This is a genomic window from Plantactinospora sp. CA-290183 (assembly GCF_050936375.1).
Taxonomy (GTDB): domain Bacteria; phylum Actinomycetota; class Actinomycetes; order Mycobacteriales; family Micromonosporaceae; genus Plantactinospora.
In genome coordinates this window covers 43,223-56,723 of the sequence record NZ_JBNJMX010000023.1, presented here as the reverse complement: position 1 = coordinate 56,723, position 13,501 = coordinate 43,223, and the positions used below count along the sequence as shown (strand labels likewise).

The window sequence follows — 13,501 nt, the reverse complement described above, 5'->3', positions numbered from 1 at the left end:
CCGGGCGTACGGCTGGCCGGCTGTGGCTTCGTCGCGGTGTCGCTGCTGCCGGGGCTGAAGTATCCGGCGAACCCGCCCGGGGTGGGCGAGCCGGCGACGGTGGGGAGCCGGACCTGGCAGTACAGCACCCTGCTGGTCGCGGCGATCGCGGTGACCGCCCTGCTCTTCCTGGTGCGCAACGGGCTGCTCCGCCGGGGCGTTCCGGCGCCGTACGCCGCCGCCGGGACCGCCGTGGCGGCGGTGGCCGGGTACACGCTGCTGCTGGCGCTCTGGCCGGGTAATCCGGACCCGGTGCCCGGTGACGTACCGGCGCAGCTGCTCTGGGAGTTCCGGCTCGCCTCGCTGGCGGAGCTGGCCGCGCTCTGGGCCACCCTGGGGCTGGCCTTCGGCCTGCTGCTCACCGCCGGCCGGACCCGGGCCCGGCTCCCCGACGCGACCGTGCACTGAGGTGTCCGCGACGGTGCCCGGTGCAGGTGTGGACCGGGCACCGGACCGGCTCGGCTGCTCCGTGACGCTCTGCCGGGGATGCTGCTGCGGCACGGTCCGGAAACATCCCGACGTGGACCATCCGGGGCAGCTCGCCCGGCTGCGCGCCGCACTCGGCCCGGCCAACCGGGTCCGGGTCAGTGACTGTCTCAATGTCTGTGACCGGTCCAATGTGCTGGTGGTGCAGCCCGCTCCGGCGGCACGCCGGGCCGGGGCCCGGCCGGTGTGGCTGGCCGAGATGCTGACCGGCGAGCTGCTCGACGACCTGGTCGACTGGGTCGACGCGGGCGGCCCCGGCCGGGCGCGCCTGCCCGACGCCCTGGCCGAGCGGGCCATGCCGGCTCCCCGGTGGGGGCACGCCCGCCGCTGAGCCCGCGGGCGCGGCCGGGGCGGGCGCTGGCTCGGTTGGCCGCCGCCGGGGCCGCCCGTCGGGCATCCACGGTCCGCGCGCGGCCCGACGTCGCGGCCTCCCGGCCTTCGCCAGGCGACATCCGGCACCTCCCGGCGGCGCGGATCTTGCCGGCCGGTTACCTCCGGGCGGCCGCCTGTTGAAGCCAGGCTCTGGTTGTTGCCATACTTTTGCAACTCTGTCAGCATGATCCACCATGAACACCGACCCGGCGCCGGTGCGTGCCGCGCTGCCGGCCGTTCCCCGGCCGGGTCGGCTGTGCCCAGCTCGTGTCAGGTGGGAGGCCCCCGTGATCCACTCGGCCCGGTTGTCGCGTCGGCCGTCGCGGCGCCTCGTCGCCGGATTCGCCGTCGGCGCCCTGCTGGTCCTGGCCGGCTGTGCACCGTCACCGCCGGCGGACGCCCCGGCCGCCGCCGACACCTTCGTGGTGGCCACCGGCACCGAGCCGGACACCCTGAATCCGGTGCTCAACTACGGCGTCGACGGCGCATCGCTGATCTTCGACGGGCTCGTCGCCCGGGACGCGGAGAACCGGCTGGTGCCGGGGCTCGCGACGGCACTGCCGACCGTCTCGGCGGACGGCCGCACCGTGACGGCCCGGCTCCGCGCGGGGGTGCTGTTCCACGACGGCACCCCGCTCACCGCCGCCGACGTGGTATTCACCTACCGGGCGGTGCTGGATCCGAAGGTCGACTCCACGCTCCGTTCCGACCTGGACATGCTGGCCTCGGTCGAGGCCCCCGACGACGCCACCGTGGTGTTCCGGCTCCGGTACGCGTACGCGCCGTTCCCGCAGCGCCTCGCCCTCGGCATCGTGCCGGCGAAGGCCCTGGCCGGGCAGGACGTCAACACGGCCGGGTTCAACCGCGCCCCGATCGGCACCGGCCCGTACCGGCTGGAGTCCTGGACCCCCGGCGACCGGCTGGTGCTGGCCGCCAACGACGCCTACTTCGGCGGTCGGCCGGCGAACCGCCGGGTGGTGGTGGCCTTCGTCGCCGATGACAACGTCCGGGCACAGCGGAGCCGCGCCGGGGAGTTCGACGCCGTCGAGCTGGCGCCGAAGCTCGCCGCCGGGTTCGACAACGACGCCGGGTACCGGGTGGAGCGGGTGCCGACCGCGGACTACCGCGGCGTGATGCTGCCGATGGGCAACCCGGTGACCGCCGACCCGGCGATCCGCCGGGCCCTCAACGTCGCCGTGGACCGGCAGGCGATGGTACGGGGGGTGCTCGGCGGTGCCGGCGAACCCGCGTACGGGCCGGTGCCGCCCGGCTCGGAGTACGCCGAACCGGCCGTCGCCGGAAAGCCCGGTGCCGACCCGGCCGCGGCGACCGCGCTGCTCGACGCCGCCGGTTGGACCCCGGGGGCGGGCGGAATACGGGTGCGGGACGGCCGGCCGGCCCGGTTCACCCTGATGTACCCGGCCGGGGACAGCCTGCGCAAGGAACTGGCCCTGGCGGTGACCGCCGACGCGAAGAAGGTCGGCATCGAGATCACCCCCGCCGGCCTGACCTGGGACGCGATCGACACCCGGCTCGGCGCGGACGCCCTGATCATGGGGTACGGCACGCCGTACGATCCGGACTTCGTCTCGTACAAGCTGTTCGGGTCGCGGTTCGCCGGGCAGGGCTACTTCAACCCGGGGCGCTACCGCTCCGAGGTGGTGGACCGGGCGTTGCAGCAGGGGCGGGACCAGGCGGACCCGGCCCGGCGCCGGGCGGCGTACTCGGCGTTCCAGAAGCAGCTCGCCGCCGACGTACCGTGGGTGTTCCTCAGCTATCTCCGGCACACCTACGTGGTGCGGGCCTCGGTCGCCGGGGTGACCCCGCGGGTCGAGCCGCACGAGCACGACGTGGCCAACAGTCTCTGGTGGAACATCCACACCTGGACCCGCCGGTGAGGCGGCGCCGGCCGCCCACCCGGCGCGGGCGGCTGGCCGGGGCCGGCGCGGTGGTACGCCGCCGGCTGCTGGTCGCGGTGCCGGTCCTCCTCGCCACCAGCGTCGGGATGTTCGCCCTCGGGGCGGCGTCGCCGATCGACCCGGCGAAGCAGTACGCCGGTGCGGCGGCGGCCACCGCGACCGAGGAGAACCTGGCGCAGATCCGTGCCAACTGGGGGATCGACGACCCGCTCCCGGTGCAGTACCTGCGCTGGATCGGCAACCTGTTCCGTGGCGATCTCGGCTGGTCCACCAGCCGGCACGAGCCGGTCGCCTCGGTGATCGCCGCCCGGGCCGGCTGGACGCTGCTGCTGGTCAGCGCGGCGCTCGCCGTCGTACTGGTGACCAGCCTGCTGCTCGGCGCGCTGGCCGCGTACCGCCGGGGTGGGCTGCTCGACCGGGGCCTGCGGGCGGCGGCCTACGCGGTCCAGGCGATGCCGGTGTTCTGGCTCGGCCTGGCCGCCATCGCCGTCTTCGCCCTGGCCCTGGGCTGGTTTCCCGCCGGCGGCCTGACCGACGTGACCGCCACCGGTACCTCCTGGGCCGACGTGGCACATCACCTGGTGCTGCCGGTGGCGGTGCTCGCGGTGGCGCAGGCACCGTGGTTCCTGCTCTTCGTCCGCGACGCGGTCGTCGACAGCCTGCGCGAGGACCACGTGCTCGCCGCCCGGGCCCGCGGGCTGCCCGGCCGCACGGTGCTGTTCGGACACGCGCTGCGCACCGCACTGCTGCCGTTCCTGACCCTGATCGGCACCCACCTGCCCGAGCTGGTCGGCGGTGCGGTGCTGGTCGAGACGGTCTTCTCGCTGCCCGGCCTCGGCGCGGTCACCGTGCAGGCGGCGCTCGGCGGCGACTTCCCGCTGCTGGCCGCGACCACCCTGCTCACCGCGGCGGTGGTGCTCACCGGCAACCTCGCCGCCGACCTCGGCTACGCCGCCGCCGATCCCCGGGTGCGACTCGATGCCTGACTCCGCCCCGCCCCGGACTCCCGCGCCGCCCCGGACTCCCGCCCCGCCCCAGCGGTCCGCTCCGGCCCGGCCGCCCGCCTCCGCCGGGCCGCCCGTCTCGACCCGGCCCCGACCGCTGTTCCGGCCCGCCCGGCTCCGGCTCCGGCCGGGACGGGGCGGCGCGGCGATCGCCGGCACGGTGCTGCTGCTCGCCGTCGCCGCCTGCCTGCTGGCGCCGTGGCTGTGGCCGCTGGACCAGAGTGCCGTCGCGCTGGACCAGACCCGGTTGGCGCCGTCGTGGACCCATCCCGCCGGCACCGACGACCTGGGCCGGGACGTCGCACACCGGGCCCTCTACGGGTTGCGGGTGTCGCTGCTGGTGGGGGCGGTCGCGGCGCTGGTCGCCACGGTGATCGGCGGGGTGGTCGGTGGCATCGCCGGTACCGTCGGCGGGCGGCTCGACCGGGCCCTGATGCGGATCGTGGACACCGTCGCCGCCCTGCCGCACCTGCTCCTGGGCATCTTCATCGTGGCCATGCTGCGCCCCAGCCTCGGTGCGGTGGTCGCCTCGGTCGGGCTCACCCACTGGCTCTCCACCGCCCGCATCGTCCGCAGCGAGCTGCTCAGCCTGCGTACCCGGCCGTTCGTGGATGCGGCGATCTCCGGGGGCGCCGGCCGGTTCCGGGTGCTGACCCGGCACCTGCTGCCGCACGTACTGCCCCGGCTGGCGCTGGCCACCACGCTGATGATCCCGCACGCGGTCTGGCACGAGACCGCCCTGTCGTTCCTGGGTCTCGGGCTGCCCCCGCACCTCGCCTCGCTCGGCAACATGATCAACGACGGCCAGGGGTCGCTGCTCGCCGGTGCCTGGTGGTCGAGCCTCGCCCCCGGGGCGGTCATCGTGGTGGTCACCCTGGCCATCGCGGTCCTCGCGGCGCGCTGGCGGGACCGGCTCGATCCTCGCGTCCGGGCGGAGCTGGAGCTGTGAGCGCCGGCCGGACGACCACGAGCGGCGTCGGGAGCGCGGCCGGTGAGGCCGCTTTGTCCGGCGAGGCCGCTGTTTCGGGCAAGCCCGCTGTGTCGGGCGAAGCCGGCCGGGCCGGCCCGGGGGGTGCGGCCGGCGCTTCCGCCGCGGCCGGTGCGGGAAGCGCTTCCGGTGTGGTCGGCGGGACCGGCGGGGGCGGTCCGGCTCCGCTGCTCTCCGTCGCCGGGCTCACCGTCGAGTTCCGGCTCCGCGACGCGCCCGTGCGGGCCGTCACCGACCTGGACCTGACCGTCCGGCCAGGAGAGCTGCTGGCGGTCGTCGGCGAGTCGGGATGCGGCAAGTCGGTGCTCGCCCACGCGCTGCTCGGGCTGCTGCCCGGCAATGCCGTGGTGACCGGGCGGGCCCTGCTGGACCAGCCCGACGCCGCCCCGGTCGACCTGCTCGGCTGCGGTGAGCGGCACCTCGCGACCCGGGTACGCGGTCGCCGGGTCGGGCTGGTCCCGCAGAGCCCGGCCACCGCGCTGAACCCGGTCCGCACCGGCCGGCGGCTGCTGGCGGAGACCCTGCGCGCGCACGGCCACCACCGGGCCCGGGCCGGCGCCGAGGCGGAACGGCTCGCCGCCGACGTCGGCCTCGATCCGGCCGACCTGGACCGCTACCCGTACGAGCTGTCGGGCGGGATGGCGCAGCGGCTGGTCACCGCCCTCGCCCTGGCGCCCGACCCGGCGCTGCTGATCGCCGACGAGCCCACCAGCGGGCTCGACCGTCCCCTGGTGGACCACACCCTGGATCTGTTGCGGCGCAGGTGCGAGGCGGGAGGTGCGGTGGTGCTGATCACCCACGACCTTGCCGCCGCCCGACGGGTCGCCGACACCGTGGCGGTGATGTACGCCAGCCGCCTCGTCGAGGTGCGGCCCGCCGACCGGTTCTTCGGCGCACCCGGGCACCCGTACGGGGCGGCGCTGCTCGACGCGCTGCCGGATCGGGCGTTCCGGGCGGTGCCGGGCCACCCGCCGATGCTCACCGCGCTGCCGGCCGGTTGCGCCTTCGCGCCCCGGTGTCCCCGCGCCACCGACGCCTGCGCCGACCAGCCGGCCCCGGCGGCGTACGGCGCCGGGACCGTCCGCTGCCACCATCCGTTGCCCATCGGAGGGACGCCGTGACCGGGTCCGCAGAGCGCGTGGCGGAGCAGCCTGTGGTGCCCGGGGCCGCGACGGGTGCCCTCGTCGCGGACGAGGTGACCGTCGCGTATGGCCGCCAGGTCGTGCTGGACCGGGTCAGCCTGAGCGTCGGCCGGGGCGAGACGGTCGGCCTGCGCGGGCCGTCCGGCGGGGGCAAGTCCACCCTGGTCCGGGTGCTCGCGCTGCTGCACCGGCCGAGCGCCGGCCGGGTTCGCCTGGACGGTACGCCGGTGAGCGGCGTCCGGTACGCCGTGCCGGTGGCGGTGCGAATCCGGGTCGCCGTCCTGTTCCAGAGCCCTCGCGCGGCCGCCGATCCGCGCCTGAGCCTCGCCGACCTGATCGCGGAGCCGTTGCGCGCCACCGGCCACCCCGCCGCGCGGGTACGCCCGCGCGTGGACGAACTCGCCGAACTCGTCGGGCTGACCCCGGACCTGCTCATCCGCCGCCCGCACGCGGTCAGCGACGGGCAGCTCCAGCGCGCGTGCCTGGCCCGCGCCCTCGTACACCGCCCCGACTACCTGCTCTGCGACGAGGCCACCGCGATGCTCGACGCCTCCACCCAGGCGCACGTCGCCGCCGTCGTCGGGGACTACCAGCGGGTGCACCGTGCCGGTGTACTGGTCGTCTCGCACGATCCCGCCCTGCTGAGCCGTTGGGCGGATCGGGTGGTTGACCTGCCGGTCGCCTGATCCACCCGGGCCGGCGCCTCAATCTATCCTGGACTCTTCCGCTGCGGCTCAGCTAATCGGTCCCCACCGGTGCGTGTCCCGTGCTGTGGAAACCTTCGGATCAGGTGTATTACATGAACCCTGTATTACATGAACCCTGCTGCCGTTTCCTCGACGTCGGCGAGGAACTCTTCGAGTTGCGGCTCGGTGAGGTTCGCGTCCTGCAGGAGTTTGCCGATGATGGCGATCTGGATCTTCAGAGCAGTGGCGGGTTGGATACTGTCGGCTAACTCGACCTCGCCGAGGGCTGCTCTGATCAAGCCTTCTGTCTCAAGGGCGGGAAGCTGATCGCCCTCCTCGTACTGGGAGCGGGTCTGGGCAACGAACCGCGCGACCTCGCGGGCGTCACTGGTCGAGTCGAACTTCCGGTTGACGGCGATAGCGAACGCGGCACCGATGACCTGCGGGCCACCCTGCCATCCCAGCTTGTCTAGCTCGATTATGAGGCGGTCGGCGGTACCCCAGTCACGACGAGCCATCGCGCGAATCAGGTCGCTGAGTTCGGTCCTCGTGCCCACGCTTCTTCATCCTCGCTATCGTGTCGCTGACTGTTTGGCTGAATCGTTGAATCGCAATCCCGGATATCAGAGCGACGACGACGATGTTTCCCGCCGCTTCGGGCGCGTCGATCTTCGGTCTGGAGGCCGGAACTGGCGCGCTCGGTGTGCCGGTCCCAGCCTGCTGGAGCCCTGGTGGGCTCGGACTATGACGGACGATGTTGACACCCTGCTGGACAGCCTCTGTCGAGGTCTTCGCGGTGTCCTGCAGGTTCTCCGCATCGCGCGCCATCCTACTCAAGTAGCTGGCGATGTTGCGTCGCGCGTTTGATCGTTCGACAGTGTCCGTGACCAGTTGCTCACCTGACGGCGCTGCGGAGTCGGCGGCTTGGTGGGTGGGGATTGAGCCGGGGGCGATCTTGTTGATGTAGGCGGTCAGGCTTTCGTTCGCCGTGGCGAGGAGTCGGGCGTACCGGGCAGCCTTCTCGCTGGCGGTGTGGCTGGCCGTGATGGCCTGGCGGATCGCGGGGTGGTCGGTGCCCTTGGCTGCCTCGGTGAAGTGTGCTTCGGCCTGGTCGGCGTCGGCCTGGGCGCGCAGGGCGGTGACGGCGGCGGCGTCCAGGCTTTCGAGTACGGCACGCAACTGGGCGACGACATCACCGACGCTGCCGGTCATCCGAGGCTCGTGAGGTAGGACTCGGCGCGCTCTTTGGCGGCGGCGAATCGCCCGACGGTCGCTTTGACCTCGTCCGCTGCCTGGGTCAGGCTCTCCCGCACCTTTTCGACATCGTCGTCTTGAGTGTCGTGTAGAAGTTGATGGGCCCGTGCGGTGGCTTCGGTCGCGTCAGCGGCAGCCTGCTCGAATGTGGAGCGGCCGTGCTCGATCGCCTCGATGCCGGGGCGGAGGGTGGCCTTGACCTCGTTGATCGTCACTGCCTGACCCGGATCAGCCGAGGATCTGGTTCACGGTGCTGGCCACGCTGGTCCTCCGGATCGCCGTCGTCGCATGGCTACTCATACGCGTCACCGGGACACAACCCGAGCAGGTATAACGTCCGATCGATGGCGGAACATTATCGGATGTCGTCAGCCCGCCGCAGTCCCGAGGCCGACAGCCCGAGCTGGTGACGGCGACAGCCCGCGCAGGCGTAGCGCGGATCCGGAGTGGTGCAGAGAATCGGCTGGAGCGGGTCGGTCAGCGGACCAGAGCGGCGGCTTTGACTCCGCGAACGAAGGCGGACCAGGTGTACGGGCGGAAGGCGAGGGCCGGTCCGGCCTGGTCTTTGCTGTCGCGTACGGCGACGATGTCGGTCAGGTTGTCGGCGACCTCGACGCACTCGCCGCCGTTGTCGCCGCTGCGGGTGCTCTTGCGCCACTGGGCGCCGGTCAGGTTAACCATGATGGACCTCCCCGACGATCTTTTCGATCATGTGCCTCGATTGTCCCTCATCCAAGGCGAGGGTGTTCAGCCCAGCCCACACGGATTCGTAGGCAGCCAGCTCGTTCGGGCGGTCGAGGTAGAGCGCCCCGGTCAGCGACTCGCAGTAGACGATGGGCGGCTCCGGCGTGCTCCGGTTGCCGGGTGGGAAGTTGAGCATGACGAAGGTCCCGGCGACCGCGCCATAGTGCAGCCCGGCGGCCAGTGGCAGCACCCGGATCGAGACATTGGGTCGCGCGCCTACTTCCAGCAGGTGGCAAAGCTGAGCGGCCATCGTTTCGCGGCTGCCCACGATCCGCAGCAAAGCCGCCTCGTGGATGATCAGTTCAAGCCTGGGCGCGGATGGCAGGCGCCGGGTCAGCAGAGACTGTCGTTGCAGTCGAACCTCAACCAGCCGGTCGCGCTCCTCCTCGGTCATCGGTGACCGGTGCTGGTAGACCGCCAGCGCGTAGTCCCTGGTCTGGAGCAGACCAGGCACCATCGCGTCGTAGAAGAACCGCAGGCGGGAGGCGGCCGCTTCGAGCCCGACGTACAGCTCGAACCACTCGGGGATGGCGTCGCCGTACGCGTGCCACCAGCCCTTGGCCCTGGTCTGGGTGGCCAGCCCGACCAGCGCGGTGACCAGCTCCGGGTTGACGTCGTAGAGCGCGCACATGGCCTTGACGTCGAGCGAGCGGACCACGCCGAGTCCACTCTCGATCCGCCAGACCTTCTGCCGGCTGCACTCCAGCGCGTCGGCCGCCGCGTCCAGGGTCACCCCGGCCTCGGTGCGTAGCTGCCTGAGCGTCCGGCCGAGTTGCCGGCGCGGCACGGTCGAGCCCATCTCCTCCGTCATGTGATCACTCCCCGCGTTCGATTCTGCAACATCCTGCCGCCCCCGATGAAACGTCTATCTGTTAGCCAAAAATAAGTCAATAGTCGGGGGTAATTTCCCGCGAGAATTCGTTGCCACCCACCCGTCATACGCTACAAGATGCGTTCCAGAGGTGACCGTCCAAACAGTTCTCGACCGGGTCGCCGCGCTGATCAACAATCCTCGGCGAAAGGACGCTGCTGTCGTGCGCGCACATGTCTGTCGTATTCTTTCCGGCTACTCATTCGATCACGATCGGCGAGACAACCAGCCGTACTGGGTCGAGCAGCGGTGAGCGGACCGATGACCGGCCGGGCCGTGGTCGCCGCCTGCCCGAGCTGCGACGGGCTGACCTTCACGCTGAGCGCCTGCGCCTGCGTCGGATACGGCAACCGGGTCCTGATCACCGACGATCCGGCGCCCCGGGAGCCGTACCAGGAATGCCGGGTGTGTCACGGCGTCGGCCGGGTCGCGAAGGCATGCCAGCGGTGCGGGCAGCGGGGTCAGCGGCGGGCACAGCTCGTGCTGACCGTGGCCAACGTGGACACCGGCGCGGTCGCCTCGGTGAACGTCGAGCCGGGCACCGTGCCGCCCCGGCCGGCGCCGGACGGCGGTTGGCACCTGCCGCTGGCGCCGCTGATCGACGAGCTGGCCGCGACCGTCGGCGCGGCCACCTGGTCGGATGCCTACGGGCGGTCGGATGCCGAGTCGGCGGTGCGGCTGCCCCGCGAGTGGAGTCCCGAGCTGCCCCACGACGAACGGCTCGCGCTGGAGACCCGGGCCCTCGCCGGGCATCCGGGCGAGAGCTGGCAGGTGTTCCTCGGCCGCAGCGTCGCGCCGCAGCCAATCGACCCGGAGCAGCGGCTCGGCCAGCTCTGCGCCCTCGCCGACCGGCTCTGCCTCGACCTGGTGCTGGAGGCCCGCCGACTGCACCACGACGACCTGCTCTGGGACATCCGCTTCGACGTGCCCGGGGCGGCGGTGCCGGCGAGCAGGCGCGGCACCGCGTACGGCCTGGCCGAGGCACTCGGCGCCGTCACCGTGCCGTACGCGATCTCCGGCATCTCGGCGCGCGGGATGACCGCGCCCGCCCGGTACCTCGTCCCGTCGGGCGCCCCGGCCCCCGGCCCGGCGCAGCCCGCCCGGGACCTGGACCAGGTCGAGCGTCGGGTGGTCGCCGACTGCACCGACCTGCGCACCGGAGAGCCGCTGCCCGGCGCCTGCGCGATCTGGCGGGACGGACACTGGTGGTACAGCAGTCTGCGGGCCACCGGTCAGACCGAACGGTTGATCGAGCGGGACACCGGCCAGACGGTGCGACGCCGCACCGACGTGCTGCGGCGCGGCTGGGAACCGCCGGATCCGGGCTGGCTCGGCGCCCCGATCGCCCACACCCCGTGCCCGGACTGCGATCCGGACAGCGGACTACGCGCCTGTGTCTGCACCATCGGTGCCCCCACGGTCGACCCCGACTGCGCCAGGTGTGGCGGCACCGGCCTGCGCGCCGGGGCGATGGCCTGCCACACCTGCCTGGACAGCCACCGGCTCTACCAGGCTCTGGTCGTCACCATCACCGACCTGGACCACCGGGTCGTACACCTCAACTGGCGGGCCGGCGACGCGGCGCCCGCACCGCTGGTCGCCACCCAACCGGGCGGCAAGCCGGTGGTCCAGCTACCCGACCAGTTCCGGCTGAGTTCCTACGCCGGCACCCTCGGCGTACGACCGGAGGACCTCACCGAGGCCGACGGCGGCTGGTCGGTCGACCAGGACCTGCGCGAGGGGTACGTCACGCTGCACGTCACCGACGTCGACCCGCTGACCCAGCACCTTGCCCACGCCGGCCGGGGCAGACCCGGCGCCCGGCTGATCGTGCTGGCCACCCCACCCGAGGTGCCGTCGCTGGCCCAGGTGATCCGGCTCGCCCTCGGCCTCGGCCTGACCGTCGACGTCTCGGTACGCGACGACCGGCACCACGCCGACGACCCGCTACGCGTGCAGGGCCTCTCCTGGCACGTCGAGATCACCGCCGCCGCTCCGGTCTGGGCGGCGGCGGAGGTCGCGCCGTCGAGCCGGCCGACCCTGGCCGGGGCGATCGCCTTCGCCCTCGACTACCTGGCGAGCGTGCTGGCCGAGGCGGTACCGGACGAGCCCGCGCAACCGATCGCGGTGCCGCGGGCGCCGGCAGCGGACCCGATCGCCGACCCGGAGCCGATGCTGCGCCGGCTCGGCGCTCACCAACCCGGGCAGTGGGTAACCGTCCACTTCTGGGCCACCGGCTGCCGGATCGATCTGCGTGAGCAGGGAACGCTCCGCCATCTGGCCACCGCCGCCGACCTGACCGGCGGTCTCGCCGCCCTCGGACTGGTAACCGGCTGAACCCTCCGGTGGCTGCCCCGGGAGCGCGGCGTACCGGGGGTGTCGCCGGCCGGCGCACCGACGGCGCGCCGGCCGGCGTCCGTTCACCGCGACGTGCCGCCGCGGCCCGTCCGTTCCTGTAGCTCCTCGATCTTCTTCGCCGCCTCGGCCTTGGTCAGGCCGTCCGGAATCTCCTCGCCCGCCTCCCGGGCCAGCGTGCCCAGGTACGACTCCTGGGCGGCGGTGGTCGGCTCGTCGCCGGTGACCCACTCGTCGGGGTCCTTTATCGCCGCTTCCGGGTTCTGTCGCTCGCTCATGATCACGATCACCTCTCCTCGAACGTGTGTGCCATACCCCGTCGGGCGGGACGTCATGCCTCGGCGGGACGCCGATCGGGATCGACGGCCCGGGACCGGTCGCCGTCAATGGCCTCAGGACGTGGTGAGAACCACCCGCTGGGCCACTTGCCCGCCATCCGCGCGTGCTGAACGCTGAACCCGCCGTACGGCCGCAGCGGCCACCCGGTGCGGTGGTACGTCGTCCGGGTCGAGCCGACGGGGAGCGTGATGGGCGGGAACGCGGCGCTCGCGGAGCTGTCCACACACTTCACCGGCGCCTCCGCGATCTTCACCACCTCGCCGCTCTACCGGGCGCTCTGCCCGGTGGTCGCCGCCGACACCACGACGATCGAACTGCTCACCCACCGGCGCCCGGGACAGCAGGCGTCCTACCTCTTCTTCGGCGCCGTGCACTACCTGCTGCTCGGCGGCGTCGGCCACGAACTCCGCACCTTCTACCCCTCGGTGGTGGGGCCGGCGGCGCGGGCCCCGGAGGCGGCCGGACCGGCCCTGGTCGACTTCTGCCGGACCTACCGGGCCGAGCTGACCGAACTCGTCCGCACCCGGCTCGTCCAGTCGAACGTCGTACGGCGGGCGGCCGGGCTGCGGTTCGCGCTGGCGGCGCTCCGGCGACGCATCCCGGGGCCGGTGCACTTGGTCGAGGTGGGGGCCAGCGCGGGCATCCACCTGCGGGTGGACCGCTACCGGTACCTCATCGGCGGACACCCGTTCGGCCCGCCGGACGCCGCGGTGACCATCCAGAGCGACTGGCTGGGCGCCGGCGTGCCACCGGACCTCGACGACGTTCCGGCGATCGCGAGCCGGATCGGGGTGGACCTGAACCCGGTACACGCCACGGACGAGGCGGACCGGCGCTGGCTGCGGGCGCTGGTGTGGCCGGAGGACCGGGCCGGGGCCGACCTGCTGGCGGCGGCCCTCGACGAGGTGGTGCGGGACCCGCCCCGGATCATCGCCGGGGACGCCGTCGACGTCTGCCCCGGCCTCGGCGCGGGCCTGCCGCCCGGCGAGCCCCGGGTGGTCTTCCACGCGGCGACCCGGATGCACGTGCCGGCCGCGCGGCGGGCCGCCTTCGACCGGGCGATCGACGCCATCGGCGAGGGTGGGCCGCTGTTCCACGTCTGGCAGGAGCCGGCGTCGGCGCCGCACCACGGCGAGGTGGCGGACGGGCGGGACGTCATCGCATTCCACGGGCCGGGCGACACCACCCCGGTCTCGCTGGTCCGGATCGACGGGCACCTACGCTGGTTGGCGCCGCTGAACGGCACGACCTAGTCGTACGGCGCCGGTACCGGCCCGCTCGTCGAGCGGCGCCGGTGCAGCG

The 13,501-nt window shown here is 73.2% G+C and carries 15 protein-coding genes; 9 read left to right on the top strand and 6 right to left on the bottom strand.

The window, feature by feature from the left end; translation table 11 throughout:
* From ACQEUR_RS22120 to ACQEUR_RS22090, 7 genes are all read left to right on the top strand, one after another.
* The coding region (locus ACQEUR_RS22120; RefSeq protein ID WP_433034380.1) for a CbtA family protein at positions 1 to 447 on the top strand (447 nt) is incomplete at its 5' end.
* 1 nt (position 448) lies between these two features.
* The gene (locus tag ACQEUR_RS22115) at positions 449 to 856 is read left to right on the top strand and encodes a hypothetical protein (protein ID WP_433034378.1); all 408 of its coding nucleotides are present in this window, start codon (positions 449 to 451) and stop codon (positions 854 to 856) included.
* A gap of 328 nt (positions 857 to 1,184) precedes the next feature.
* The gene (locus tag ACQEUR_RS22110; protein WP_433034376.1) at positions 1,185 to 2,795 is read left to right on the top strand and encodes an ABC transporter substrate-binding protein; all 1,611 of its coding nucleotides are present in this window, start codon (positions 1,185 to 1,187) and stop codon (positions 2,793 to 2,795) included.
* Positions 2,765 to 3,802 (top strand): ABC transporter permease, encoded by a 1,038-nt coding sequence (locus tag ACQEUR_RS22105; protein WP_433034374.1) that lies wholly within the window; start codon positions 2,765 to 2,767, stop codon positions 3,800 to 3,802. The genes ACQEUR_RS22110 and ACQEUR_RS22105 overlap by 31 nt, the downstream gene beginning before the upstream one ends.
* Complete coding sequence (locus tag ACQEUR_RS22100) at positions 3,795 to 4,769, top strand: ABC transporter permease (protein WP_433034373.1); 975 nt, start codon at positions 3,795 to 3,797, stop codon at positions 4,767 to 4,769. The genes ACQEUR_RS22105 and ACQEUR_RS22100 overlap by 8 nt, the downstream gene beginning before the upstream one ends.
* A 170-nt stretch (positions 4,770 to 4,939) precedes the next feature.
* Positions 4,940 to 5,929 (top strand): ABC transporter ATP-binding protein, encoded by a 990-nt coding sequence (locus ACQEUR_RS22095; RefSeq protein ID WP_433034371.1) that lies wholly within the window; start codon positions 4,940 to 4,942, stop codon positions 5,927 to 5,929.
* 17 nt (positions 5,930 to 5,946) lie between these two features.
* Positions 5,947 to 6,636, top strand: coding sequence for an ABC transporter ATP-binding protein (locus tag ACQEUR_RS22090; RefSeq protein WP_433034369.1), 690 nt, complete (start codon positions 5,947 to 5,949; stop codon positions 6,634 to 6,636).
* A 125-nt stretch (positions 6,637 to 6,761) separates the two neighbouring features.
* Here ACQEUR_RS22090 and ACQEUR_RS22085 read toward each other — a convergent pair whose 3' ends face one another.
* The 5 genes from ACQEUR_RS22085 to ACQEUR_RS22065 all read right to left on the bottom strand — a co-directional run bounded on the left by ACQEUR_RS22085 (position 6,762) and on the right by ACQEUR_RS22065 (position 9,445).
* On the bottom strand, positions 6,762 to 7,193 hold the full coding sequence (locus ACQEUR_RS22085; RefSeq protein WP_433034367.1) for a hypothetical protein: 432 nt from the start codon (positions 7,191 to 7,193) through the stop codon (positions 6,762 to 6,764).
* Entirely contained in the window at positions 7,141 to 7,848 is a 708-nt protein-coding gene (locus tag ACQEUR_RS22080; RefSeq protein ID WP_433034365.1) for a hypothetical protein, read from the bottom strand. The genes ACQEUR_RS22085 and ACQEUR_RS22080 overlap by 53 nt, the downstream gene beginning before the upstream one ends.
* A complete protein-coding gene (locus ACQEUR_RS22075; RefSeq protein ID WP_433034363.1) occupies positions 7,845 to 8,105 on the bottom strand; it encodes a hypothetical protein in 261 nt (86 codons plus the stop codon). Before ACQEUR_RS22075 ends, ACQEUR_RS22080 begins: the two co-directional genes overlap by 4 nt.
* Before the next feature lie 262 nt (positions 8,106 to 8,367).
* Entirely contained in the window at positions 8,368 to 8,571 is a 204-nt protein-coding gene (locus tag ACQEUR_RS22070) for a DUF397 domain-containing protein (protein WP_433034361.1), read from the bottom strand.
* On the bottom strand, positions 8,564 to 9,445 hold the full coding sequence (locus ACQEUR_RS22065) for a helix-turn-helix domain-containing protein (RefSeq protein WP_433034359.1): 882 nt from the start codon (positions 9,443 to 9,445) through the stop codon (positions 8,564 to 8,566). Before ACQEUR_RS22065 ends, ACQEUR_RS22070 begins: the two co-directional genes overlap by 8 nt.
* 309 nt (positions 9,446 to 9,754) lie before the next feature.
* Between ACQEUR_RS22065 and ACQEUR_RS22060 the strand changes: the two genes are divergently transcribed.
* Positions 9,755 to 11,842, top strand: a complete 2,088-nt coding sequence (locus tag ACQEUR_RS22060; RefSeq protein ID WP_433034357.1) for a hypothetical protein — start codon at positions 9,755 to 9,757, stop codon at positions 11,840 to 11,842.
* A gap of 83 nt (positions 11,843 to 11,925) precedes the next feature.
* Here the strand turns inward: ACQEUR_RS22060 and ACQEUR_RS22055 are convergent, their stop codons facing one another.
* Positions 11,926 to 12,138, bottom strand: a complete 213-nt coding sequence (locus ACQEUR_RS22055) for a DUF3072 domain-containing protein (RefSeq protein WP_433034355.1) — start codon at positions 12,136 to 12,138, stop codon at positions 11,926 to 11,928.
* Between the two features lie 249 nt (positions 12,139 to 12,387).
* Between ACQEUR_RS22055 and ACQEUR_RS22050 the strand changes: the two genes are divergently transcribed.
* Entirely contained in the window at positions 12,388 to 13,452 is a 1,065-nt protein-coding gene (locus tag ACQEUR_RS22050; protein WP_433034353.1) for a DUF2332 domain-containing protein, read from the top strand.
* Positions 13,453 to 13,501: the final 49 nt, after the last annotated feature.